Here is a 25,502-nt window from a genome sequence, read left to right as displayed (position 1 = left end):
CTAACCATAACTTATGTGTGTTTCAATACTCAGGCTTGAGTAATTGTACAGTAGGTTATAAACGCATTTTAAATGACTAAATCTGTAACTTTTCTAATTTGCACTTTATGGCTTGTTTCAGTGGGGTTAAGTGCACAAAACAACATATTTCGAATTCATGGCACTATCAAAGGTCTGGATTCGGAAAAAATGATGGCTATCATCACCGATGAGAGTGATCCCAATGGCTATCGTCGGGAGGAAATACCTGTCACTAACGAATCGTTCGAGTTCAGTTCAGCTATTGATAGGGTAACACACATCACCATTTCAACAGGTGTTGATCGTGTTGTGAAATGGGCTGATAGAGGCTACATTCCAGTTAAGTCATCTCTTCTGGCTGTATTTGTTTATCCGGGAGCTGACATTAAGGTGACGGGCGAGCTGTCTGACTTTGTTAATGCTTATTCGGAAAGTGATAAGTACAATAAAGGGCTATCCGCATTAAATAGGGCAATTTATCCGGTTATGAATGAGTCCGTTAACAATACGCTCAAGGCCATGAAACTAGAAGGTGATCAAAAGGCAGAAGCAGAGCGATTAGCAGAAGAACTGTCTAAAAAAGCGATTGCCATGAAAGAGCAGTTTATTGCTGATAACCCCCAAGAGTTAGCCGCAGTTTGGATGCTGTCGGATATGGCCTTACGCAATCAACTGCCAATGGAACGTATCGACGTTTTGTTTAATAATTTCTCAGATGATTATAAGCATACAGCCTATTTTCAGGAAATAAACGAGCGCTTAAATGGATTTCGCTCAACAAAGGTGGGTGAAACAGCACCTGATATTGTGAGCTCGAACACCCCTGATGGAAAGGAATTTAATTTGAAAAGCCTACGAGGTAAGTATGTGGTCATCGATTTCTGGGGAACCTGGTGTGGGCCGTGTATGGATGGTATGCCACATCTGAGAGAATACTACCTGAAGTATAAAGACCAGCTTGAAGTTGTTGGGATTGCCCAGGATAGAAATGTTCCGGCCTGGCAAGCTGCCATTGATAACCATCAAATGGAGTGGCACAATGTGATTAATAACGATAAAAAGAATGTAGACTGGGTACTCAAGTACAATGTTAGTGGTTTTCCAACTAAGCTATTGATAGACAAAGATGGTAAAATTCTTGGACGTTGGGTTGGCGAAGGCGAAGAGGGGGAAGGCCTATACGAAATGATTGATGAACTATTACAATAAATAAATCACGTTATGAGATTAATATGTTTAGGTTTATTGGCTTCGCTGCTGTTTAGCCAATGTAAACAAGAAGGTGCTACCATAAGTTTTGAGATAGAGGTTGAATCAGAGGCTCCATTATTGATGGGTATAATGATGGATGAGGCATTTGATATTGATACTTTTTATGTTGATGCCAATAATCGGATACAGATCGATTTAAATGAGAGTGAACTTAAAAAGGTCAATTTTATTTATGAGAAAACCAAAATAAATCCATTTATTAATAATGGGGATAAACTGCATGTGCTTATCAAAAAGGGTGATGCAGGTCTTGAAGTGATTTACAAAGGCGATAATGCAGCAATAAACAATTATAAAGTTGAACGCGAGCAGGTTGTTGACTATAGTCTCATACGCGAAATATATGCTGATGATAAAGCCACTTTACCTTTTTCTGATGTGGAAGCAGGAATTGATGCCATGCACACACAATGGTTGGAACGATTGAAAAGCCTTAAGGGGGCTGATAAGAAGTTTGTTAGTGATGAAGAGAGTTACTTAAAATATTATTTTGCATATATAAAGAGTGTATACCCCTGGTATATGAGCCGCCAGACAGGTAAAGCATTAGATGCAGATAGTGATTTCAATAGTTTTATGGCGGGTCTTGAGGAAGATACGGCTCATGAGTCAGTGGAGATGTATTACCAGGTTTTTGATCAAAAAGTAAGGCTGAGACTTAACCTGGAGGAGACAAATAAAAACCTGGGAGACTCAGTATACATTGTTGAACTGAATACGATAGACCATCTTATACAAAGTCAAAAACTTAAAAACAGGATGCTGTCCAATTCAATCAGTTCCTATTTGTCATGGGGGATTAATGGCTTATTGGAAGAAACCTACGCAAGGTACCTGCAATTGTGCAGCGATGAAAGCATGAAACAACGTGTTCAATCGCTGTATGAAAATGCGATCAAGTTGCAGCCAGGTCAGCCAGCCCCCGATTTTGATATGTACACACAGGGCGGTGATAAAGTAATGCTAAGTGATTTAAAAGGCAAATACGTTTACTTTGATGTGTGGGCTACCTGGTGTGGGCCGTGTAAAGCTGAGATTCCTTACCTGGCTAAAGTGGTAGAAGCCCTGAAAGACAAAAATAATATCGAGATTATCAGTATCTCGGTGGACTCAGATCATGAGGCCTGGGTAAAGATGATTGAGGAAGATCAGCCTCAATGGAAACAGTTCATCGTCAAAGATGCTTTTAATTCATCATTGACCAAACAGTATAACATTTCGGGTATTCCTCAGTTTGTTTTAATTGACCCTGACGGTAACATAATTGATGTTCAGGCCAAGCGTCCATCACATCCCGAACTACTGCCTTTGCTGAAGAGTTATTAGCAAAAGAAAGCAAATATTCAATACTCTTTGAAAAGTTTTACCTTAAAGAGATAGAATACTGTACCTTTTGATTTGTTAAAGAGGGCTGTCCTGTATTGGACGGCCTTTTTTATTGGGTTTATATCTGGTAGTATGTTCAAGAGGTTAAGCCTGTTTATTTGCAGTCGGGTTTTTCTATATGGAGTAAGCTTTTATTGTGACACATTTGGAACTTAAAGGCATATCACAACACGTTTCTGTGCTCTAAATGTAATTGGATCATCCTCTTGATGACTAAGTAGTAGGTGATAGTTTTAGCCACTTTTTCTATCTACTGTTATAGTCGGAGCATATTTGCCGTGTTTTTTCTTAAAATTATGTACCAGCTTTGTATTTTATTACTCAAAGAGGTCTGCAAGCGAATAAATGTGGGCCAAACTTTTTGAATTTTATGACCATGGACGCGACCAGCTTTCTGAGAGCTGGTGTTTGAAGGTTAATTTGCTTTTCGATAATTACTGATTTGTAAATTTTGATACCGTATTTAAATTCAGAAGACTATGGTCTATTTACATTTACTTCAAAATGTGATAGCTTTAATTAAACTGTTGAAGCGTTGATGATTTTGAAATCATCAAGGTCTTTTCTGATTTTATATGTTAATCTGTTGCTATGAAAAAACAAGTTGTTTTTAAGAAGCGGGTGATGTTTTATTTGTCTCTTCTGTTGTCTTTAAATCTTATGGCTCAAAAAGGGAGCCTGTATCAGGTGTCTTTGGTGAAGCAAATAGAGCTCTCCTCACTAGTGATTGAAGGGAGAGTGCTTGATAAGATGTCGTTATGGGATAAAGCAGGTGCACATATCTATACCATTCATCGCGTGGAGGTTTTTAAAACTTTCAAAGGAAGTACCATGGCTATAGTTAAGATAGTCACAGCTGGTGGACTAGTTGATGATAGTTTTGAGCATTTGAGCGATCAGCCCAACATGCAGATAGGAGATTGTGGAGTGTTTATGCTCAAAGCTTCAAAGCTAAATCTATCCGATGCTCCATCTGTTAATCATAGTACGTACGAGGTGCTAAGTGCTTGTCAGGGTTTTTATAGGTATGATATTGCTGGCAATATGGCCGCAAATGCTTTGGCATCATACAAAGATATTACTGGTTACTTTTATCAAAATATTCAATCTGTAACTAAAGAAAATTACTCAATAATCAAGCCTTTTGCTCTAGAAGAAATGGTGCAAATGTACGGACTAAAGTCTACAACAGCCATTACTATTAGTTCTTTAAGCCCAACACAGGTATCAGCAGGTACACAAACAACACTGGTGATAACGGGCTCTGGTTTCGGCTCCGCGCCGGGGAGGATTGGATTCAAAAATGCCAACGATGGTGGTGCCACCTATTTCGATGCTCAGCCTTCTGAATTGCAGAGTTGGAACGACACACAAATTGAGGTGTTCATTCCTTCGCATGCCGGCACAGGCACTATTCGGGTCACTAATGCATCTGCAGAAACTGAAGTTTCGACAGATGCAATAACCATAACATATGCTCATACCAATTTGCTTTATAGTGATAAAGCCATTATGACGCAACTAATTGATGTAGATGGGCAAGGGGGTTATTTATGGCACATGTATACTGCTTTTAATCAGAATAACAGCGCAAAAGAAGCTTTTACCAGAGCCTTTAATACTTGGGTGTGTGCATCTAAAGTGAACTGGCGCCTAGGGTTACCAACAACCAATGATGTGACCATGCAGGATGGTGAGAATGTTATTCGCTTTGATAATGGGGATGAGTTGCCCCTAGGAGTGTTAGGGCGTTGTATCAGCTATGGATTTCAGTGTGGTGACCCCGAAATCAATGCAATAGTGGAAATGGATATGATTATTAATGACACTGAAGATTGGTACTTTGGAACCGGGATGCCAGGTGCCAGCCAATTTGATTTTGAAACAGTGGTGTTGCATGAATTAGGACATGGATTACAGCTAGGGCATGTCATCGAAAGTGATGATGTTATGTATTATGGTTTAGGTGAAGGGAGTACCAAAAGGCAATTGAGTCTAAATGATGAAGCAGGGGCTAATTACGTGCAAACAAAAAGTAAGGCAATCCCGATATGCTTTTTCAGTGTTGTAACTGATGGAGAGTGTCTGGCCAACAGCATAGATGAACAGGTTTTGTACGATGGACTTCAAATATATCCTAACCCTGCATCCTCAGTATTGAATATTAAAGTAGATGTTAATATTAAGCTCAATTTTATCTCTGTTGTTGATATAGATGGCCAAAAATTAATTACCATTCCCATGGACAATATTGAATCTGAATATTCTCTGGATATTAGTCGTTTGGCAGGAGGTATTTACTTTTTGAATGTTAATTCAGATAAAGCCAATATAAGCAAACGATTCGTGGTGAATTAATAAGTATGACGGGTTATAATTCGACACTAGCTATTAATCATTGTTGGCAGGGCTGTATTTTATAACAATTGTGCGATAAAATAAGCCTGAAGGATTATTTTCATACAATAGAACAAACAGTACTCAAATGTTGTTTATTATTCAATTATTTCAATTTAAAGATTATTCATATGAGAACTTTTCTTATTGGTATGTTATTGGGATTATTCATTGTTTCATGTGGAAGCGATAGTACCAGCGATCCTAAGCCTGAACCAGAAATGGAAGAAGCCAAATTAACAACCTATAACTATTTGCCGGTAGACTTTGCAATTGACTGGCATGTTAACGATGAAGAGCGCAAGGCTAATCAGGCCTATGCTTTTGGCAACGGAATAACTATTGAGTGGCCGAAAGACAATAATAGCATTAAATTGGAAGTGTTGAATGCGTCTGATAAAACATCAGTGGTAGCAGACAATGAGTTATTTGACGATGGACAAGAATATATTGCGATGGTATTTGGTACTGCTGCTGTTCCCGAATTGAAAGTGCTAGAAAATGATTTGACGCCTCCTGTATCGGGTAAAGTGCGAGTACGCTTTTTTCATGCGCTGCATGGCGTGGGCGCTGTGGATATTTATGTGGGTGGAGAGGCTGCCAGCTATAAGAAAGTGAGCAACCTAGCCTATAAATCAGCTAGTGAATACATGGATTTAGTTCTGGGGGAGATGTCGGGGCAAGTCGTATATACCCCAACTGGTGTATTGCCTAATGAACAAACTGATGTATTGCGCTACTCAGATAACCAAAACAGTGAGGCTGATAAAATATATACTCATGTTCTGGCCCCGAAGATTGATGATTTCAGTAAAGCGGGAGTTTTTATGCTTAATCATTGATAAGGCACGTAATTCATATTAATAGTCTATAGTAAGAGGCTGTCCGGCATAGGGCAGCTTTTTTGCAAAGTACTATTGTGAATACATATCTGTCATTTAGTTTTACTTTTATAAGTGAACTATCCCCATCGTCTTCGATACTCCAAGGGAGTAAGCGAGGTGTATTTTTTAAATATTCGTGAAAAATAGGTCAAACTTCTAAAGCCGCTATCTTCAATTATTCGTTTTATCGGCAAGTCAGTGGTTAGTAATAAGAACTGAGCTTTTTCAATTCGCTTTTTAATAATGAACTCACAAGGCGATACCGATAAAATTGATTTAAACACGCGGGCAAAGTGATCTCTAGACAAACAAGCCTTTTCTGCTAAAGTGTTAATAGAAATCTGTTCATTTAGATGCGATTGAATGTACTCGAGAATATAAGGTATTTGATATCTGATCATTTCATTGAGATTCGCTTTTACTTCTCTGACTATAAACCGCGAAAAGAGTTGTTCCAATATTCCCTTTGTTTCAATATAATCAGCAACATTATGGTACGAATTGGCTTTATTCATCCAGGACTTCGTTTGATATATCCCTGGATGATGATGTGGCAATTCTTTATCAGGATTGATAGCCAGTAGCTGTTTAAAAAGTAAATGATCTATTTTTTTGCAGGCCACTTTTCGAATTGTCTCATATAAACTATAAACATTTAACCCATTAGGTAGCATTGTGCTGAAATGTATATAATAATGCTCAAGTTCTTTATCAAAAGTATAAGAGCATGGTGTGAAACTTGGAATCAGGTACAAATTATTGGGTTCAAGAATAATTTTTTCATCATGAATCATTATGCTACCTTTTCCTTCAGTAATCAGATAAATCCTCGAAAATGGACTAATAACATTTGTATAATGACGTGATGTGTCAAATCGCGAACAAGCGATGTTCTTGAGATCATAATCAATTGAATAACTTATTCCTTCACATTTCATTTAGTTGGCTATTAAGCTGTCTTTAATTGTATAAATTGAAAAATGTCCTTCACAAATTAATTCACAATATCGTTTTTGTGCAAATACATAGCGTAATAATCCAATGACAATTTCCTGAGGACATATAATTTTAGCTTTCATAAAAAAGGTATAAATTAAAGCGTAGGGTCGATTATAAGATCAGATCTCTTTATGTGTTAATATCCATAATTTATGAATCTAAATATCCTCTTCGGAATTTGTTTGATTGCCTTAGGTGCATTTGCTTCTGGTAGTTTTGCTATCCCCTTTGTAAAAGTGAAGAAATGGCAATGGGAATCCTACTGGCTTATTTTTAGTTTGGCAGCCTACATTGTTTTCCCACTTTTATCTTGCCTAATATTCTCACCCGAATACCTGCAGGTTTTTAAAGCAATTCCATCAAAAACACTGTTGTGGGTGTTTTTCCTTGGTGCGGTTTATGGTATTGGCAACCTTTCTTTTGGGCTATCATTACGATATTTAGGATTGTCGTTAGGCTACGCCTTGTCGTTGGGTTTAATGCTGGCTATTGGCACATTAGTACCACCACTTATTGATGGCAGGTTGAGCAGCATGTTTAATACATCAGGAGGTAACCAGCTAATAACTGGTGTCATAGTTGCTTGTGCTGGTATCGGTCTCGTAGGATATACCGGCTATCTGAAAGACAAGTATATATCGGAAACATCTACAGAAAGTATTAGAGAGTTCCATTATTCAAAAGGAGTTTTAGCCGCACTGTTGGTAGGTGTTAGCGGGTCGGCCATGTCGCTTGCCTTCGAACAAGGTATCCCTATTTCTGATATGGCTGTTGAAAAAGGGACTAGTCCTTTCTTTTCAACCAATCCTGTTTTGTTAACCATGCTCTCAGGTACATTTATAACCACTATCATTTGGTGTCTTGCACAAGGCTATAAGAATAATTCGTTAAGAGATTATTTTAAGGCAGAAAATCACACCATATTGTTTTTTAATTACCTCTTTTGTTTTATGGCTGGTTTTCTGTGGTTTGTGCAATTGTTCCTATATGGAATGGGGAAAAGTCGAATGGGAGAATATACTTTTATTGCTTGGGGAATACTAATGGCACTAACAATTGCCTTTGCCACTATTTGGGGAATCATTCAAAAAGAATGGCGAGGAGCAAGTGTTAAAATGTACATATTATTAGCACTTTCACTGATAATAATAGTTGTTTCTTCATTTCTAATTGGAATGAGTGCCTCTGCATAACTAAAACTCAAACAGTTTAAAAAATCATAAGAAGATGACATCAAGAGAAAGAGTATTGGCTGCAATTCGACATGAACAACCCGATCGGGTACCTGTTGATTTAGGTGCCACACCAAGTTCTGGCATCTCAGCCATCGCATACAATAACCTGGTGAATCATTTGGGATTAAAAAATACACCAACGTTAATTTATGATGTAGTACAACAACTCGCACAACCACACTGTAATGTATTGGATAGGTTTGGTGTTGATGTGTTGGATATCGGTCGTACATTTAATAGTCAGCCTACCGATTGGAAACCTATTTCCATGGCTAATGGTTCTGAAGCCTTTTATCCCAAATGGTTTTCACCAGTTGTACAACCAGATGGTTCATTTCTTACGTACGACAATGATGGTAAAAGGGTACTTTCAAAAATGCCTGTAGGTGCAACCTTTTTTGATCAAACCTATTTTCCCTATGTAGATGGATATCCAGATTCGTATGAAGGCTTAGATGTAGAAATGGGGCGTATTATGTGGGCTCGCGATGTGCATAGCCCTTGGGATCATGCTGGTGATGATGATTTTTGGCAGAAATTGCGTGAAAATACATTAGAACTCAGAAGAAGTACCGATAAGGCCTTATTAGTGGTTTGTGGCTGTAACCTGTTTGAGTGGGGTACCTTCTTGAGACGCATGGATAATTTCCTGATGGATTTATTGTGCGATCAATACAATGTTGAAAAATTACTTGATCAGTTAATGATAAGGCATCTGGCAACCCTTGAAAAGGTGTGTAATGCTGTTGGTGATATTGTTGATATAATTCGTTTTGGTGACGACCTGGGAATGACTTCCGGTCCTTTTATGGATGAGGAGACCTATAAATCATTGTTCAAACCACGACATAAAATATTATGCGATTATGTGAAAGAACACAGTAACATGCATACTTTTATTCATTCATGTGGTTCTATTTCGTTGTTAATCCCTCATCTGATTGAAGCGGGAATTGAGATATTCAACCCTGTTCAAACCAACTCTCTCAATATGGAACCTGCATTCTTGAAGAATGAATTTGGTGATTCCTGTACTTTCTGGGGAGGAGGCGTTGAAACTGTCGGAACACTAAATAATGGAACTCCTCAGCAAGTAAAAGATCAAGTGGCAGAGCGACTTGAGATAATGTCGAAAGGCGGAGGATTTGTATTTAATACCGTTCACAACATCTTACCAGATGTTCCTCCGCAAAATATAATTGCCATGTTTGATGCTGTTAAAGCGTTTAATGATCGATAAAATCTTGATGATGGAAGAACCTTCTACAAAGAAAAAGCTTCAAAGAGTATGTTTGACTCTTGATTTGGTTAATGATCCCAACTTAATCTCTGAATATAAGAAATATCACCGACCTGCGAATACATGGGAAGTAATTATTGAAGGAATTCGCAATGCAGGTATAGAAATCATGGATATTTATAATGTTGACAACAGATTGTTTATGATCTGTGAATTTCCATCTGAACTCAGTTTAGTTGAGTGTTGGAGGAAAATGGCAGATGCCCCAAAACAAGATGAATGGGCTGAATTGATGGCAAAATTTCAACAAGCCCTACCTGGTCATAAGCTTGAATGGGTTGAGATGGAACGCATATTTACATTAAACAATACTAACTAAAACAACAATAATGGAAGAATTATTTTCAAAACTTGCTGATTGTATTGAGTTTGGGAAAATTGATGAGGTATCACCTTATCCTCCAAACTTTAAAGGACAAACGGGTGCAGATGAAATAACAGCTCAGGTGCTTGCAAAAGGTGCTTCAGCGCAGGATGTTTTAAATAATGCACTTATTCCGGGAATGGAAAAAGTTGGTGTAAAATTTCGCGAAGGAACCATCTTTGTGCCCCAGGTTTTAATGTCGGCTAAGGCCATGAAAACCGCAATGGTACATTTGAAACCGTTATTGAAGCAAGGCAATGTTAAGCAGAAAGGCACCTTTGTTATCGGAACTGTTGAAGGTGACTTGCATGATATAGGTAAGAATTTGGTAGCCATGATGGTAGAGGGTAATGGTTATGAAGTGATCGACATGGGTACAGATGTTTCTGTAGATGCATTTGTGCAGCAGATTGAAAAAACACCAGATTGTGTTGTCGGCTTAAGTGCTTTATTAACAACCACAATGGTAAACATGGAAAAGATTGTTAAAAACGTAAAAGAAAAATTCCCGCACCAGAAAGTTTGTATTGGAGGAGCTCCTGTTAACAATGAATTTTGTGACAAAATTGGTGCCGATAACTATAGTGCAGATCCACAGGGAGTGGTAGATTTTTTAAATACTTTGGCATCCTAATATCATAATGTAATGAAAGGATTTGAATTAATAAAAAAGGCCATGCGTCTCCAAGAGGTTGAGCGGATTCCGTGGGTACCTTTTGTCGGCTCTCATGCCGGTGAGCTACTAGGACTGACAGCAACAGAATATTTACAATCTACCGATAAGATTGTTGAAGGTGTAAATAAGGCCATTGAACTATATAACCCGGATGGCATTCCGGTAGCTTTCGATCTACAGATTGAAGCCGAAGCGTTAGGCTGTCAATTAGCATGGGCCAAGGACAACCCGCCAGCGGTTATTTCGCATCCTTTAACAGAAGGGATAGCTATTGATGATTTGAAAGTACCATGCGCCTGCAAAGGTCGTATTTCAATGGTTTTGGAGGCAACTCGCCGTTTGCGCGAACAACATCCTGATTTGGCCTTGTACGGACTTATTACGGGACCTTTTACACTGGCATTACACCTGTTGGGGACTGACATCTTTATGCAAATGATGATGGAACCTGACAAGGTTCATAAGTTAATGCGATTTACTACCAATGTGGCTAAAATGATGGCTTCAAAATACATTGAGTCAGGTGCCGACATTATTGCCGTAGTAGATCCAATGACCAGCCAGATCGATCCCTTGAGTTTTGAGACTTTTGTAACCCCCTGTGTTACCGAAATTTTTGACATGGTTAGAGAGGCAGAAGCTTTGAGTTCGTTTTTTGTATGTGGAAATGCCAAACAAAATATTGAAGTCATGTGTCAAACTAAACCTGATAATATTTCAATTGATGAAAACATCCCCCTTGACTATGTGCGTGATGTGGCACTAAGGCATAATGTCAGTTTTGGGGGTAATATTAAACTAACTGTTGTGCTGTTAATGGGTGATGAAGAAGCTTCTCGCAGAGATGCCTTGGAATGCATGGATATCGGCGGTAAAAAGGGCTTTATCTTGGCTCCCGGATGTGACCTAGCAATGGCAACCCCTAAAGAAAACCTGATGGCCGTTGCAGAGTTGGTTCACGATGAGTTACTACAAGGAGAACTGAGGGCATCAGAGGCAAATGTTGGGAATATTGAACTGATGGATTTGTCGAACCACTGGGATAACAATCGCGTGGTAATCGACATTATTACGCTTGATTCATCATCATGTGCGCCTTGTCAATACATGGTTAATGCCGTAAGTCGCGCTGCTGATGATTTTGGAGATAAAGTAGTGTATCAAGAACATCGTATAAAAGAAGTTGAAGGTGTTAGGATGATGGCTACGCTGGGTGTTCAAAATTTACCAACGATTGTTATAGATGGCAATATAGATTTCGTTTCTCAGATACCACCAATTCAGGATATTAAAGATAGGATTGCTGCCTGTCTGGCTGCTAAACAACAATAATAATTCAGAACTTAAAGAGTTATTCTTTAAGTTCTTTTTACGATTGATATGGTACCATTTCATCTTATTACTGGATTTTTAGGTAGTGGTAAAACGACATTTTTAGCTCATATCTTAAAAGAAATAGCCCCTGTAAATAAAGTAGTTGTTATTCAGAATGAATTTGCACCATCTGGCATTGATGGAAAAGAACTTAAAAGGCAGGTTCCAGGATTTAAGCTAATTGAAATCAATAACGGCTCTGTCTTTTGTGTTTGTCAGCTGAGTAACTTCATTGAAACTGTTAAAAAGTTATTAAGACAATATGAGCCGGATCAGATATTTCTCGAGGCCTCTGGACTGGCCGATCCTATTAGTATAGTTGAATTGCTTCTGATGGATGAACTGAAAAGTAAGGTTAGTTTGGGTCAAATTATTTGCCTGGTTGATGCGCTTAACTTTTTTAAAGGGGTAAAAGGGTTGGTGAGATTTAAACACCAGCTGATGATAGCCGATAATGTTATCTTGAATAAATCAGACTTAACAGATGCCCAAAATTTAAAAGCCATACGTGCCGAAATCATAAAACTAAATCCTTATGCCTGTATCACCCCAACTGTATATGCCCATATTCCATGGTCAAAATGTATTACACATAATGGCCAAAATGGGCTTGCAGCTAATCAGTTCAGAGGCAAAGAATCGGCAGGGCGCCCACAAATAAATAGTTGTGTTTTGAGAACACATGATATTTTAAAAGAGGAAAATCTTAAAGCTTTCATTCAATCATTACAATCAACATGTCTGCGCATTAAAGGTTTTTTTAATCTGGCAGATGGCCGTGTAGCATCTGTTCATAGTGTCTTTGAACAATTACATATTACAATAATCAGGGAGTATGCTGGTCCTTCTGAAATGATTGCTTTCGGAGAAGATTTAACCTTATCGGATTTAAGAAAAAGATTTAAATTATTCACCTGTTAGGTATTCTAAAAAAGACTCGATTAGTTATTAACCATACTTTTTTGAATATGAACGAGATTATAAATACCACTATAATTCAACGTCAGTTTAAACTTAGCGACTTAGCCCTTAAAACATCTGATGTCGCTGAATTAATGGGATATACTAATGAAATTCCGGATAATATCAGGGAAATAATTGAATCAGAGCTCAGCGCATTGGACGATGTTGCTGGTATTAAAGGTGGCTATCAGTTGAAGCAAGTGCAATCAAATATATCTGATTATAGTTTACAAGTTGAAAAATGCAACTTTTTTGTTGGAAAGGCAGTTTTTCATTACCTCAAAAATATAGAACAAGTGGCTCTATTTGTTTGTACAGCGGGTAAAGTTGTTTCCGACCGTTCAAAAAACCTAATGAATAGTGGTGAACTGCTCGAAGGTTATGTAGTTGATGTGATTGGTTCAGCTATAGTTGAAAAAGCAATGGCTGTGATTCACGAAGAGTTAAGTGATAATCTTAGTTTCAAGAATGTGAACTGTACCAACAGATACAGTCCAGGTTATTGTAATTGGGATGTAGTAGAACAGCACAAATTATTTTCACTTTTACCCCAAAACTTTTGCGGTATATCCTTAACTCCTTCAAGCCTTATGATTCCTGTTAAATCTGTAAGTGGATTTATAGGCATAGGAACTAATGTTACTTTTCATGATTATCAATGCGCATCTTGCAACAGTAATAATTGTATTTATAGAGGCAAGAATAAGTAATTCGAAATTACATCCAGATGGATTTCATTATTATCCTAGGTTATATACACAAGGGATATGTAACCTTTAAGCTGATATAAGTTATATTTCCATCCAATTGTTTATACACTAAAAGTCATGGGGTCTTGTATTAAATTGTAGAAAGATAGATAGCTAAAAATGGGGTTCAGTAAATATACTGAACCCTGATGTTTTACTTACCGCCCTTAGCTGGATAGTGTCTAATCAAATGTAGGTTGATATTACTTGTTCTAAAACCTCCTTTGTCAATCACAATATTTTGGCTGCTAATATCATTTTAACTGGCTATTGAGCCAAGTTTTAATCTCTCTATAGTCTATAAGTAAGATCATTATTAATGATGGTTATAATTCTTTCTTTAGTTATTATCAGTTCCTACCACTTTAAATGCCAATGCATATTTTTCATCCTTAGTTTTCTGAATTTCATTTGGAATCTCGACCTGAATACCGCCTTTCTTTTTTCTCCATTTTAGTTTTCCATCATAGCCCAACAAAATAATTGAATCTTTTTTTCCTACTTTTAATTGATTAAAGGTAATTACTTTAGGCAGGTTCTTTTCTGTTTCATCTATTAGATAAAATGCATTTACACTGCCGTCCTTATTGACTGTGTATCGTTCTTTGCCGTCACCATACTTTTTTCGTCCGGTAGTTTTGTAAATCGCATCACCGTTAACCGTTAACCATTTGCCGATTTCATCAAAACGCTGATAAACTTCAGGGGCCCATTCTCCTTCTGGACTTGGTCCAACATTCAGCAGTAATGAACCATTTTTTGATGCCACATCACATAGCATATGAATGATTTCGCGTGATGACTTATAGGTGTCGTTTGGCATATATGACCAAGAACCTCCTAATGTGATGCATGACTCCCAAGGCTTATCGATGTAGTGGTCTGGGATAAATTGTTCAGGAGTCAGATAGTTTTCATTGGGCCCTTCAATATGCCTGTCGACCACAATTAGTCCAGGCTGCTTTTTTCGTGCTTTTTCAGCCATTTCTGTGATTTTCAGGTCTTGATTTTGAGGGATGTGTAACTGTGAGTATCCACTTTTTAAAAAAAGCCCGTTAATAAAAGTGATTAATTTTCTCTGACCTTTAGAAAGAGGCCTCACCCAGCCACCATCCATCCATAAAATATCAATCTGTCCATAATTAGTCATTAGTTCATCGACTTGTCCATGAAAAAAATCAACGTATGCCTGCCATCGCTCGGGGTATTTATCAATGTTGTAGTTTACATTACGATCTGGTGTTGCAAAGTTAGGCCACCAGAAGTTTTCATTATGCCAATCTGGTTTGGATAAATATGCACCGATCATAAACCCTTTCTTTCTGAACTCTTTAAAAATTTCATTGGTGACATCTGCTTTGGGGTTACTGTGAAATGGGCATTCTGTTGAGGTTATTTTATAGTCTGATAATTGGGTGTCAAACATATTAAATCCATCATGATGTTTTGTTGTGAATACGATGTATCGCATCCCGGCTTTACTTGCTGCCTCAGCCCACTTGGCCGGGTTAAATTTATTCGGATTAAATGTGTTTTTTAATGCGACGTAATCCCTTTTAAAATCCTCATAATTAGGATTACCTCGTTTACACCAGCTTTCATCTTCGGCACACAAGGCCCAGGATTCAACAATGCCCCACTGACTATAAGTGCCCCAATGCATAAATAGTCCGAACTTTAGTGTTTTCCAATCATCGAGCTTTTTTTGTACAGCTACATCTTCGACCGGGTAGTATTTATTTAGTTTTGTTTGCCCAAAGGTAACAGTGGCAGTGACACAAAATAGTAGTGTAAATAAAAAGTTTTTCATGCTTCGTATTTTGAATTATTTATAATTGCCGAGTTTTTCATTCTTATTGCGGCTTTAGGTTGATACGTAATAATTAACTGTAGAGACTCTTTATAAATCAGAACAGATCATTTGATGTTATATTGGTCAAAAATAGTTATGTCATCAAAAATGTAAATAGATTGGGGATAAATAGTCCTATTAAGGTACCAATGGCATTAAGCGGCTGGCATTGCTATGTGACTTAAGTCTTAAAGCGTCAATTTACAATGCTGTAATATTGATTGATGAGGCTATAAAATGAAAAATATGCAGGAATACTTTCAATTGTAGAAGTTGGTTTGTGATCAATCGTAAATAGCAATCTTTGAAGGAAGCCGGAATTAATGAAAGTAGGGTGGAGGTATTTGTTAGATAGAAGGTTAATAGCAAAATGTTTGTTACAAAGTGAGGCTGTCGGTTTGCGACAGCCTCACCTGTATTAGTTATTGAGCATCAAAAGTAATTGTAATTAAGTTGGAAGGTTTAGTTGGATGGTCAAGTACCCCATGCAAAAATAAAGTCAGACTTAATCTGGTTGATGATATCTCACGAATAATGGCTTTAGGTGTATAATCCAGCAGACCAATAAAACCACCATTATTGAATGTAATCACGTCTACATTCTCGAAATTAACAGTTACTTGCTCAATGCCACCATTTACTTCGTTTGCAGCTTCAATGCTCAGGTCAACTCCTTTTTCAAGAGTCCATGAGGCACTTGTTGGTTCAGTGTGATTAATAGTAGCTAATCCGTTCCCCGGAGATGAAGCCTCATCGAGTCCGTTTAAGGCCGTATACATATAACCTGCAATACAAATACCATTTACAAAGTCAATTGAATAGTTACCATCGTGTTTAAAAGTGTAAAGGTTATCATACTCATCCCCAAGTCCAATAAGAGCTAACAAGTTGTCTGTAGGCGGAAATGCAATGTCACCAGAGGTAAGTGGTTCAGCTACTTTATTAGATACTCCATCCGTACCGGTATTGGCGGTAGTGCTCATTACCCATGTTTTACCATTTGGCATAGCGGCTCCTCCTGATAATAGCTCTTCAATAGAGGCTAAAATCTCTATTTGTTTGGTGGCTACAGTTTCTCCACCATCACCTTTTGCGGTTACAGATATTGTATACTCACCCGATTGCTCATAGGTGTGGGTCGGAGATTTTTCTAAACTGGTGCTACCATCATCAAAATCCCAATGATATTCTTTCACATATTGGTCGATTGTTGAAAATGTAAAAGAATAAGGGTTTTCTGTACTTGCTTCGGCATAAACTTCTACAATAGGAGCTGGTGTTGCATCGTCACTACCACAAGACACAAATGCTGCGGCCATGGAAAGTAACAGTACGGAAGCTAAAAATAGATTTTTCATAAAACTTTAGTTTAAATTTCTATAATTGAATTAATTAACATTTAATGTTAGTCTTTTATATCCCACCAGAGCGGAGTTGTTACCTCGTCTGGACCTTGTAATTTTATTGCTGCCTGATAGTTGGAGTTATTCAGGTTTGTTTCGTTCGCTGCATATCTGAATCGTTTTGGTAATACCCCATTGGTAACACCTAAATCATAAGTCGGGGCTTTTCGTTGTTCAATAACCGGATAACCGGTTCTTCTAATATTTGTCCAACCTTCAAAGGCATCAGGCAAAAAGGCGATCCACATCTGTGTGGCTATTTGCTCAAACTGTTCTTTTTGTGAGCCACTTAAGGATGCTTCACTACCTGATAGATAAGTTTCAATAAGTTCTGGGTTGACTTCCCATTGTTTTAATGCCTGCTCAATGCCTTTTTGGTACCAGGCATCAGGATTTTCATCACTCAGATTAAATAACGCGGCTTCAGCTCTCAGAAAGCAAACTTCAGAAGCCGTTAGCATGTATGCGGTTGCGCCTTTGCCAACTAAAGTATCGGTAGGGATACACATTTTGTCCATATTCCAGTTGGGGAGCGCTTCATCGCTTAGACCGTTAGGTAAACCTATGAATTCACCATCATCATTTGGACGAATAAAGATGGTCAGGCGTGGGTCATTTTTAATTTTTAAAGTCTCCACAAGTTTGTCGCTCACTTTAACCGTGTAATATACGCGGAGCATATGGTTTAGCGGGTTGTAAAATTCGGCACGATCATTTTCTTCATATAATCGTTTGGCATTATCTGCATTTTCTACTATTAATGGCTCTTTTAGGCACTCATTAACAATGGTTTTTGCTAACGTGGGTTCGACAAAGCGAACGCGCATGGCCATTCGTAATCGCAATGAGTTGGCAAAGCGAACCCATTGAGCCAGATTGTTCTCATACAGTGGGTCTGCCCCTGGAAATGCTTCATCAGGATTGGCCTCTTTTAATACCGCAATAGCTAGCTGAAGTTCATTAAAGATGGTTTTATAAATATCCTCAACCTGGTCGTACGCGGGGTACAGTATTTCTTCCTGCCCATAACCACCTTGGGTATATGGTACTGCACCATATGCATCTGCAACCCTGATGTAATTATATGATTCTACAACTTTGGCAAGGGAGTAGCGAACAGGGTTTTCATAGTCTCCGCCTTTTCGTGTCATTCGTATTACTTCTTTGATGTGCCGGATAGGTTCTTTAAAGAAATAATTAAAGGGATCACTGTAAAAAGTTTCTGTGTAGTTGTCGTAGTAATTATCAATGAATCGAGGAATATTATTACCTACGTAGTAATGTCCATACTGAAGCCCGAAAGGCCACTCAAAACCAATGTAAGCTAATCCGCCGTTAGTATATAACACGGCATTGGAAAACAGGTATTCAGGATCGATTGTGTTTTTGGCATTTGGGTTCGTGTTTATCTTTTCCAATCGATCATCACAAGCCCCCAGTATTAAGTAGCTGCTTAAAATCAGGATGATATATATCGTTCTCATAGTCAATAATGTTATTTAATTAAAAATTAACTTTTAAATTGGCACCAAATGATCGGGTCGATGGCAATGAGGAGTGCTCGAAACCAGTCGATACATTGCCACTTCCAAAACCCGATTCTGGATCAACGTGGTCCATGGCCTTGTAGAAGAAAAATAAGTTTCTGCCAACAAGTGAGATGCTCACATTTGTAAAGGGAGTTTTAGTCATCCATTTATTAGGAAGAGAATAGTTAACAACCACTTCTCTTAAGCGAACATTGGTGCCATCTTGTATCCATTCAGCACCAATTTCTTTATTGTAGATGTGATACCACCTGTAAGTTGGAGAAATAGGGGTTGTATTGGGCTTACCTGTATTTTCATTAATTCCACTTTCCACATAGCCACCTGTGCCTGCGTACCATTCATCTCTCCCTTCCAGTGTTTCAATACTTGTACCAAATAGTCCACGGTAGGCTTTACTCCATGAGTAGATATCTCCTCCCTTTTGCATGTCGATTAAAAAGCTTAGTGAGAGAGTTTTATAAGATAATCTGTTGCTTAAGCCTGCCATCCAGTCGGGGTTAATATTGCCCATTACTTTTTTATCCCCTTTTAAAGGAAAGCCATTATCATCAACTAGTTTATTGCCAAACTTATCTCTTTTAAAGTCAGTAGTGTATATTTGGCCGTATGGTTGTCCGGGGTAAGCTCTAATTTCGGCATGAAAATCAGACCCTAAAGGCAGGTAGGGAATATCTCCGTATAGTTGCTTGACCTCATTTTTATTGGTCGACCAGGTTAAGGAAACATCCCAATTAAGCCCGTTGTGTGTTTGTATAGGCTGCCCACTCACTTGTAATTCTATTCCTCTGTTCTCTATTTCACCGGCATTCATTTTTTTTGCACCATAGCCTGACGTTGGGGCAAGGTCAACAGACATAATTTGCTTGTCTGATAAGCTGTAGTAATAGGTGGCATCAATGCTTAAACGGTTGTTCAGTAGTTTTAAGTCGGTACCCACTTCATATGATTGTGTTTCCTCGGGCATCAAATTATAAAATGGGAGTACATCACCTATGTAGGCCATCGGGTATGGATGCTGACTTTGTACAATTCCGTAATATTGATCGATTTGGTAGGCATCGGTGTCATTACCTACTTTGGCATACGAAGCTCGTAGTTTTCCACTCGATAAAATATGGTTTTTGATATTGAATGCTTCTGTAAATAAAAAGCTAAGATTCTCCGAATGATAGCCGTATGAGTTATTATCCAATGGGAGGGTGGAGGACCAGTCGTTGCGGTAGGTTAAGTCCAGATAAATGAAATTTTTGTAGCCAATCTGTGTCATGCCATATAGTGAGTATACCTCTTTCTGTCCAAACCACTCCGATGAATTAATATCGCTATAATTACTTAAGTGAAAGAAATCAGGTTCTTTCATTTTGACACCACTTTGGCTTAATCCACGCCCTTCGTAATACATGTAATTACCACCAATACTTAAGTTAACTGTCCATGTGTCGTTAAATGCTTTATGATAGGCGAGCAAGAAGTCCGAGTTCCATTCAATATTGTTGTTTGTGCTCTGAACCTTATACCCAAGGCCATTGTATGAATCAGCTCGTCCGGTATTTTCGTAAGCCATATACCTCTTATTTATGAAATCAAAACCAGAACGCACGGATAAATTAAGGTCTTTTATCATTTCCCATTTAATCGACAACATGGTTTGAAGCCTGTTTTTTTCATCTTCGTTATGTATGTTTTCAAGTATCCAATATGGATTATTAAATGTTTGATCGGAGGTCCACTTAAACTCATTGCCATTTTCATCGTATATGTTGTTTCTTAACGACTGCAGGCCGATGTTGCGAGGCAAAACATCTAAAGACATCACAATGTTGGCGCCATCTTCAGCTAAAGCCGGACGGTTCTCAACCTCACTGTGAATGTAAGTTATTTTACCATCAAATTCTACCTTACTACTAAGCTTAGAGAAACCCCTTAGTGCTAGTGTTTGCCTGTTTAGGTTATTATTAGGCACAATGCCTTTAGATCTTTGATCGGTTATAGAGGCTCTGAATGAACTGTTTTCATCACCTCCTTCAAAGGACAAGCTATTGGTTATATTGCTTCCTGTTCTGAAAAACTCGCTGTATGGATTTTGTTGTGGTAACATCGCCTCTTCCTCTCCATACCAATTAACGACTGTTTGTCCGTCCATTTTAGGCCCATAACTCCAAATCCAGGGGTGGTCATTATTGGGACCATTAGGGCCATTTAAAGGGGGGTAGCTTCCAAATGCCCCTTGTCCATATTTATTCTGAAAGTTGGGCGTTGTCATGGGTGTTTCCATGCTGTAGCTTGAATTGACTGTTACACCAATTCCTTTGCGTTTAAGTCCTTTTTTTGTAGTAATTAATACCACACCGTTTGCTCCGCGTGAACCATATAAGGCTGAGGCTCCAGCCCCTTTTAGCACGCTCATTGATTCAATATCATTCGGATTAAGATCCGATAGGGCATCACCACCGTCAGTGCCTCCCCAACGATTTGCTCCTCCGGAACTGGCATCCATCGGTATACCATCTATAACAAACAATGGCCTATTGTTGCCATATATCGAAGAGATACCCCTTAAAACAACTCGGGTTGAGCCATCAACTCCGGTTGGCGCTTTGGTTATTTGTAAGCCAGATACTTTACCGGCTAAGGAATTGATCGGGTTATTTTCTTTGGCTTCATTAACCTCGTCACTATTAATTTGAGTAACGGAGTAGCCCAGAGAACTTTTATCTCGCGCTATATTCAATGCAGTGACAACCACTTCCCCCAATGCAGCATTATCTTCGCTTAACTGAATGTTTATTTTTTCACGGCCGTTGATTGGTTCTTCAATCATTTCATAACCGATAAACGAAAATACAATCACATCATAGGGATTATCTACTTTAAGTTCATACTTTCCATTCGTATCGGATATGGTACCTTGGGTAGTACCTTTGACATAAACATTAACACCAGGAAGAGGGCTGTTGTCATGCTTTGATCTGATTGTACCAGCAATTGTTATTGCTTCTTGTGTATTGTTATTTGGAGCAACAACAATTAAATTGTTTTCTAATCTCCTGAATTGTAGGCTAGTTTGTATATTTAGTTCATTAAGAATTTCTTCTATTTCTTTCTTTTTGATATTTATCCTTACTATCTTTTCAAGGCCTTCTATTTCATCGTTATAAAAGAATCGGTAACCGGTTTCTTTTTGGATGGTTTTAAATAATTCCTTGACTGATACAGCTTCCATTTTATCATCTTGTTTGATGTTTTGAGCAATGGTAAGCGTACCTGAAAAAAGTAGAAATGTTGTAGTAAAAAGGACATACAATATCCTTATCAACCCGAAGGATGTTTTTCTGCATGTTACAGAACAAGAGGAGTATTTTTTCATATTATTTTAGTTAGTTATCGCTGTCTAGAGTCGTATTTCTGTTAGTAATCCATATGTCTCTGTTTTTTATTTCGAAGTCTACAGGAGCTGTTAATTGTATAGCTTTCATCACCTGTTCGATGGTTTCATTCTCTAATTCTCCTGAGAAACGGAGGCTTCCCAATGTTTTCTCGTCGTAATGAATTTTTACATTGTACTTGCGCTGTAATCTGACGACCAAATTACTTAATAGTTCACTTTTAAGATAGATCCGATCGCTAACCCAAGCGGTGCATAAATCAATATCGAAGTTGGACGTGATAGATATTTTCTCCTCTGATTGTAACGCATCAGTGTTAGTGAACTTGTGGTACGTTACTTGTTCTTTTGGTCTGATAAAAATTTCTTTGGGTGATTTATTTTGTTCATCAGTATTTTCCTGAACACTTATTTTGCCTTCAATCAGGGTTGTTCTTACTTCATCATCATCAGCGTATGATTCAACATTAAAAACGGTGCCATAAGCTCTCACTACCAGATGGGATGTTACCACCCTAAAGGGTTTTGATTGGTTTTTAAACACATTAAAATAGGCCTCTCCTTCCAAAAAAACAGTCCTGTCATTTAGTCCATATTGATTTGTATAGTTGAGTTTACTTCCTGCATTTAAAACAACTTTAGTTCCATCAGGAAGGTAAATGTGTGATTTACTGCCATAGGGAACTTCGATGGTGTGCTGCGATAATTGTTGTCTGCTAATATGCTGGTATGTATACATCGACAGGCCTGCAATGATTATTCCCATTATAAAAACGGCTGCAAGGCGGCTGTATTGTCTCCAAAGGGTCAGTACCCTATTCCTGTTAGTTGCAGTTTCTTTTAATTTAGCCCACTGTTGTTCGATAATCTCTTCATTAATATACTTGTACGAGTCGAGGTACGTCCAAATTAAATTCAGCTGACTTAATTCTAGTTTATTCTCCGGACTCTTATTCAACCAGTTCACAAGATCCTTGTGTTCTTGTTTACTTAATTCATCGTTCTTTAGAATTCGAACTATCAGTGTTGATATGTAATTATCTTTATTCATTATGGCGCTTTCATTATAATAGGCAGCTGTGGACGTAAATTCACTTACAGCACATGTAAAAAAGTGTAAATAAAAACTAAAATATCAGTTTTAAGGATCTTTTTGAATGTTTTTAAAGCACGATATATCTGGGTTTCCACGGTTTTAGGGGAGATGTCAAGTATGGCAGCAATCTCTTTGTGCTTCATGCCTTTTAAACGACTTAGCTCAAATATTAGTTTGCATTGTTTAGGTAGTTCCCTTAAAATCGCTTCAATTTTATTACTTAATTCTTGTTCGAAAACAGTATCATATCCATTAACAAAGTTTGAATCCACCTCCAATATCTCACTCACATAGCGTTGCCTTACTTTTTGCTTTTTAATGTAGTTGAGACATGAATTATGGCAGGCTGATAAAAGATATGATTTAGCAGATTTATTAAACTGCAATGTTTCCTTGTTTTCGAGTAAGTATGTGAAAACATCGTGTACAATATCCAATCGTGAAGAATGATCATTTACAAAATGAGCTGCATAACTGTAAACAGTTCTGTAATGTAATTTGTAGAGTTCTTCAAATTGATTGATATTCATATAAGCCTCTATTTATTTACTTGTTTCGCTGTCAAATAAAATTTTACTCAAACTGTTTTAAGGAATTACCATATTCTTCCGCGCGATTTATTTGAGTGGGTAGAAATATACAAGTTTATTTAGATTAATCAATGATACTTTTGAACATTGTGAAATAAAGTATGTGAAATTAGCTATTATTTGATGCTAATGATATTTTAAACAGAAGTTTATCGTATGAGAGGCCTCGCGCAGTATTAATACCTGAAGCAAACATTTTGGTATCAGAAACAAACTAATCGACTAGCTGGTACTTTGTCATTTTTTAATAGCTTTTGAATGGATTTAAGTATTGGATGAAGAAGAGCGCTGCTCATATGGTAGAGGCCAAATTATAGTTTCCAGGAGATTGAGATACCCATTTGTCGACCATTGTAATAGGGGAGGCATACTGTGTCACTCCTGCGTCGGACAATCTGAGGATAAAGCCAATATGCAAGTTTTGTTGAAAGCATTCCAATACCAGCTCCAGCAATTACATCACCAAACCAATGTCGGTCGTTGTAAATTCTAAAAAGGCCTGTTGCGGTTGCAACACAATAGCCTCCAATACCATACCATATAGAATGGTGTTTATATTCCTGCCAGAGAAATTCTGCCCCCATAAATGCTACAGCTGTATGTCCTGATGGGAATGAGTTATAGGATGTACCATCTGGGCGCAATACTTTTGTAGCGTATTTCAGGCTGTTAACGGTAAGTGCAGTAATGCCTGATGCTATTGATATAATAAATGTCTGTTCAAGAGGTTTATGTCGTCCTTTTAATCCCATGAGGTTTAGTGCATAAACAGATGCAATAGGTGCATATTGACTAAAATCGTCAATACTGATACTGTTATCTATATGTACTTTTATTTCATGACTAATGCTGTAGTTTAGTAGCTTTTTTCCACCAACAACTGTTTCTACAGCACCATAGCTGATTAATGCAGCAGGAATTAATAATGATTTACTTTTTATTAGTTGATTTTGTGTTTTAATTGTATCAGTATTTGCTGCATATAACGGCAGACTAAGAGTTATAACTCCCAGTAAAAGTAGTTTCATAAGTAGTGAATTGGAATTGAAGTATAGATAGAGTATAGCCTTGCTCCCTATCAAAAATTATGGTTTTAAAACTTTAGATTGATATTGATTGGCTTAACAAGGATTACATGTAGTGGCATCTTCATTTTCAATCTGAATAGTTGCATGGTGAATGTTATAGTTATTGGATAGGATATTCTTGACCTTATTTAGTAACACTTCATTGTTTTCCTGATTTGAAATAATATGAACAGACAAGGCATTTTCGTTGGTGCTCAAAGCCCAGATGTGTAAATCATGTAATGATGCCACTTGTTTAATATCAAGTAGGCATTGTTTTATTTCGTCATAATTAATATTTCTCGGTACGCCATCTAACGCAAGTGTAATTGATTCAATAAATAAACCCCATGTTCCCCATAGAATAACAAGTATAATAATGAAACTCATGATAGGATCAATCCATAACGCACCAGTAATTTTTATCAGCAAGCCTGCAATAACAACTCCTAGTGAAACACCTGCATCAGCAGCCATGTGCAGAAAAGCTCCCTTTATATTTAAGTCGTCTTTCTGTCCTCTTATAAAAAGCAGGGCAGTGAATGTATTTATTACTACTCCAATAGCAGCAACCACCATTACCTGTGTACCTCCAATGGGCTCGGGGTTACTAAATTTGTCAATTGCATCCCAAGCTATGAAAATGACAGCTGCAAATAGGAGTAAGGCATTTAATAATGATATGAGAATGGTACTCTTCTTAAATCCGTAACTATATCTGCTATTGGTTTTCTTAGAGGCCAGCCAAATAGCAAACCATGCAAAAATAAGTCCTAGGACATCACTAGCGTTATGCCCAGCATCTGCAATGAGTGCTGATGAGTTAGCAATAAAACCATAAAATAACTCAATCGCAATAAAATTGATATTTAGTATAATACCAATAGCAAATGGCTTACTATAGTTTGTTATATTGTGATGATGTTTATGTTCCATAAC

General features: G+C 37.7%; 20 protein-coding genes. 11 read left to right on the top strand and 9 right to left on the bottom strand.

Features of this window, described 5'->3' with window-relative positions; translation table 11 throughout:
* Window positions 1–72: 72 nt before the first annotated feature.
* From KDU71_RS14025 to KDU71_RS14010, 4 genes are all read left to right on the top strand, one after another.
* The gene (locus KDU71_RS14025) at window positions 73–1,230 is read left to right on the top strand and encodes a TlpA family protein disulfide reductase (protein WP_212191717.1); all 1,158 of its coding nucleotides are present in this window, start codon (window positions 73–75) and stop codon (window positions 1,228–1,230) included.
* Window positions 1,231–1,242: 12 nt separating this feature from the next.
* Window positions 1,243–2,619 carry a TlpA family protein disulfide reductase gene (locus KDU71_RS14020; RefSeq protein WP_212191716.1) on the top strand — a complete coding sequence of 459 codons (1,377 nt, stop codon included), beginning with the start codon at window positions 1,243–1,245 and terminating at the stop codon, window positions 2,617–2,619.
* Between the two features lie 651 nt (window positions 2,620–3,270).
* Complete coding sequence (locus KDU71_RS14015) at window positions 3,271–5,037, top strand: T9SS type A sorting domain-containing protein (protein ID WP_212191715.1); 1,767 nt, start codon at window positions 3,271–3,273, stop codon at window positions 5,035–5,037.
* A 170-nt stretch (window positions 5,038–5,207) separates the two neighbouring features.
* Complete coding sequence (locus KDU71_RS14010) at window positions 5,208–5,918, top strand: DUF4397 domain-containing protein (RefSeq protein WP_212191714.1); 711 nt, start codon at window positions 5,208–5,210, stop codon at window positions 5,916–5,918.
* Between the two features lie 119 nt (window positions 5,919–6,037).
* Here KDU71_RS14010 and KDU71_RS14005 read toward each other — a convergent pair whose 3' ends face one another.
* Complete coding sequence (locus KDU71_RS14005) at window positions 6,038–6,898, bottom strand: AraC family transcriptional regulator (RefSeq protein ID WP_212191713.1); 861 nt, start codon at window positions 6,896–6,898, stop codon at window positions 6,038–6,040.
* Window positions 6,899–7,111: 213 nt separating this feature from the next.
* Here KDU71_RS14005 and KDU71_RS14000 point away from each other — a divergent pair, with 213 nt between their 5' ends.
* Genes KDU71_RS14000 through KDU71_RS13970 form a run of 7 tightly spaced genes read left to right on the top strand, consistent with a single transcriptional unit; the run spans window position 7,112 to window position 13,581 of the window.
* Window positions 7,112–8,152 (top strand): L-rhamnose/proton symporter RhaT, encoded by a 1,041-nt coding sequence (locus KDU71_RS14000; RefSeq protein WP_212191712.1) that lies wholly within the window; start codon window positions 7,112–7,114, stop codon window positions 8,150–8,152.
* A 34-nt stretch (window positions 8,153–8,186) separates the two neighbouring features.
* Window positions 8,187–9,434 carry a uroporphyrinogen decarboxylase family protein gene (locus tag KDU71_RS13995; RefSeq protein ID WP_212191711.1) on the top strand — a complete coding sequence of 416 codons (1,248 nt, stop codon included), beginning with the start codon at window positions 8,187–8,189 and terminating at the stop codon, window positions 9,432–9,434.
* A complete protein-coding gene (locus tag KDU71_RS13990) occupies window positions 9,424–9,813 on the top strand; it encodes an L-rhamnose mutarotase (RefSeq protein ID WP_212191710.1) in 390 nt (129 codons plus the stop codon). Before KDU71_RS13995 ends, KDU71_RS13990 begins: the two co-directional genes overlap by 11 nt.
* 10 nt (window positions 9,814–9,823) lie before the next feature.
* Window positions 9,824–10,492, top strand: coding sequence for a cobalamin B12-binding domain-containing protein (locus KDU71_RS13985; RefSeq protein ID WP_212191709.1), 669 nt, complete (start codon window positions 9,824–9,826; stop codon window positions 10,490–10,492).
* 12 nt (window positions 10,493–10,504) lie between these two features.
* Window positions 10,505–11,866 (top strand): uroporphyrinogen decarboxylase family protein, encoded by a 1,362-nt coding sequence (locus tag KDU71_RS13980; RefSeq protein ID WP_212191708.1) that lies wholly within the window; start codon window positions 10,505–10,507, stop codon window positions 11,864–11,866.
* 48 nt (window positions 11,867–11,914) lie between these two features.
* The gene (locus KDU71_RS13975; protein WP_212191707.1) at window positions 11,915–12,829 is read left to right on the top strand and encodes a CobW family GTP-binding protein; all 915 of its coding nucleotides are present in this window, start codon (window positions 11,915–11,917) and stop codon (window positions 12,827–12,829) included.
* 47 nt (window positions 12,830–12,876) lie between these two features.
* Window positions 12,877–13,581, top strand: coding sequence for a vitamin B12 dependent-methionine synthase activation domain-containing protein (locus tag KDU71_RS13970; protein WP_212191706.1), 705 nt, complete (start codon window positions 12,877–12,879; stop codon window positions 13,579–13,581).
* Window positions 13,582–13,960: 379 nt separating this feature from the next.
* On the opposite strand, the gene KDU71_RS13965 is transcribed toward KDU71_RS13970, so the two are convergent.
* The 8 genes from KDU71_RS13965 to KDU71_RS13930 all read right to left on the bottom strand — a co-directional run bounded on the left by KDU71_RS13965 (window position 13,961) and on the right by KDU71_RS13930 (window position 25,499).
* Window positions 13,961–15,430, bottom strand: a complete 1,470-nt coding sequence (locus tag KDU71_RS13965) for an alpha-L-fucosidase (RefSeq protein WP_212191705.1) — start codon at window positions 15,428–15,430, stop codon at window positions 13,961–13,963.
* Window positions 15,431–15,894: 464 nt separating this feature from the next.
* Entirely contained in the window at window positions 15,895–16,830 is a 936-nt protein-coding gene (locus KDU71_RS13960) for a PKD domain-containing protein (RefSeq protein WP_212191704.1), read from the bottom strand.
* A 47-nt stretch (window positions 16,831–16,877) separates the two neighbouring features.
* Window positions 16,878–18,359 (bottom strand): SusD/RagB family nutrient-binding outer membrane lipoprotein, encoded by a 1,482-nt coding sequence (locus tag KDU71_RS13955; RefSeq protein WP_212191703.1) that lies wholly within the window; start codon window positions 18,357–18,359, stop codon window positions 16,878–16,880.
* Window positions 18,360–18,378: 19 nt separating this feature from the next.
* Complete coding sequence (locus tag KDU71_RS13950) at window positions 18,379–21,792, bottom strand: SusC/RagA family TonB-linked outer membrane protein (protein WP_212191702.1); 3,414 nt, start codon at window positions 21,790–21,792, stop codon at window positions 18,379–18,381.
* A 10-nt stretch (window positions 21,793–21,802) separates the two neighbouring features.
* The gene (locus tag KDU71_RS13945; protein WP_212191701.1) at window positions 21,803–22,861 is read right to left on the bottom strand and encodes a FecR family protein; all 1,059 of its coding nucleotides are present in this window, start codon (window positions 22,859–22,861) and stop codon (window positions 21,803–21,805) included.
* A 44-nt stretch (window positions 22,862–22,905) separates the two neighbouring features.
* Entirely contained in the window at window positions 22,906–23,436 is a 531-nt protein-coding gene (locus KDU71_RS13940; RefSeq protein ID WP_212191700.1) for an RNA polymerase sigma-70 factor, read from the bottom strand.
* A gap of 371 nt (window positions 23,437–23,807) precedes the next feature.
* Window positions 23,808–24,524 (bottom strand): phosphatase PAP2 family protein, encoded by a 717-nt coding sequence (locus tag KDU71_RS13935; RefSeq protein ID WP_212191699.1) that lies wholly within the window; start codon window positions 24,522–24,524, stop codon window positions 23,808–23,810.
* Between the two features lie 93 nt (window positions 24,525–24,617).
* Window positions 24,618–25,499, bottom strand: a complete 882-nt coding sequence (locus KDU71_RS13930) for a cation diffusion facilitator family transporter (protein WP_212191698.1) — start codon at window positions 25,497–25,499, stop codon at window positions 24,618–24,620.
* Window positions 25,500–25,502 lie beyond the last annotated feature (3 nt).

The sequence above is a fragment of the Carboxylicivirga sediminis genome, from assembly GCF_018156225.1.
Classification (GTDB): domain Bacteria; phylum Bacteroidota; class Bacteroidia; order Bacteroidales; family Marinilabiliaceae; genus Carboxylicivirga; species Carboxylicivirga sediminis.
This window is presented reverse-complemented; position numbering and strand designations above follow the sequence as displayed.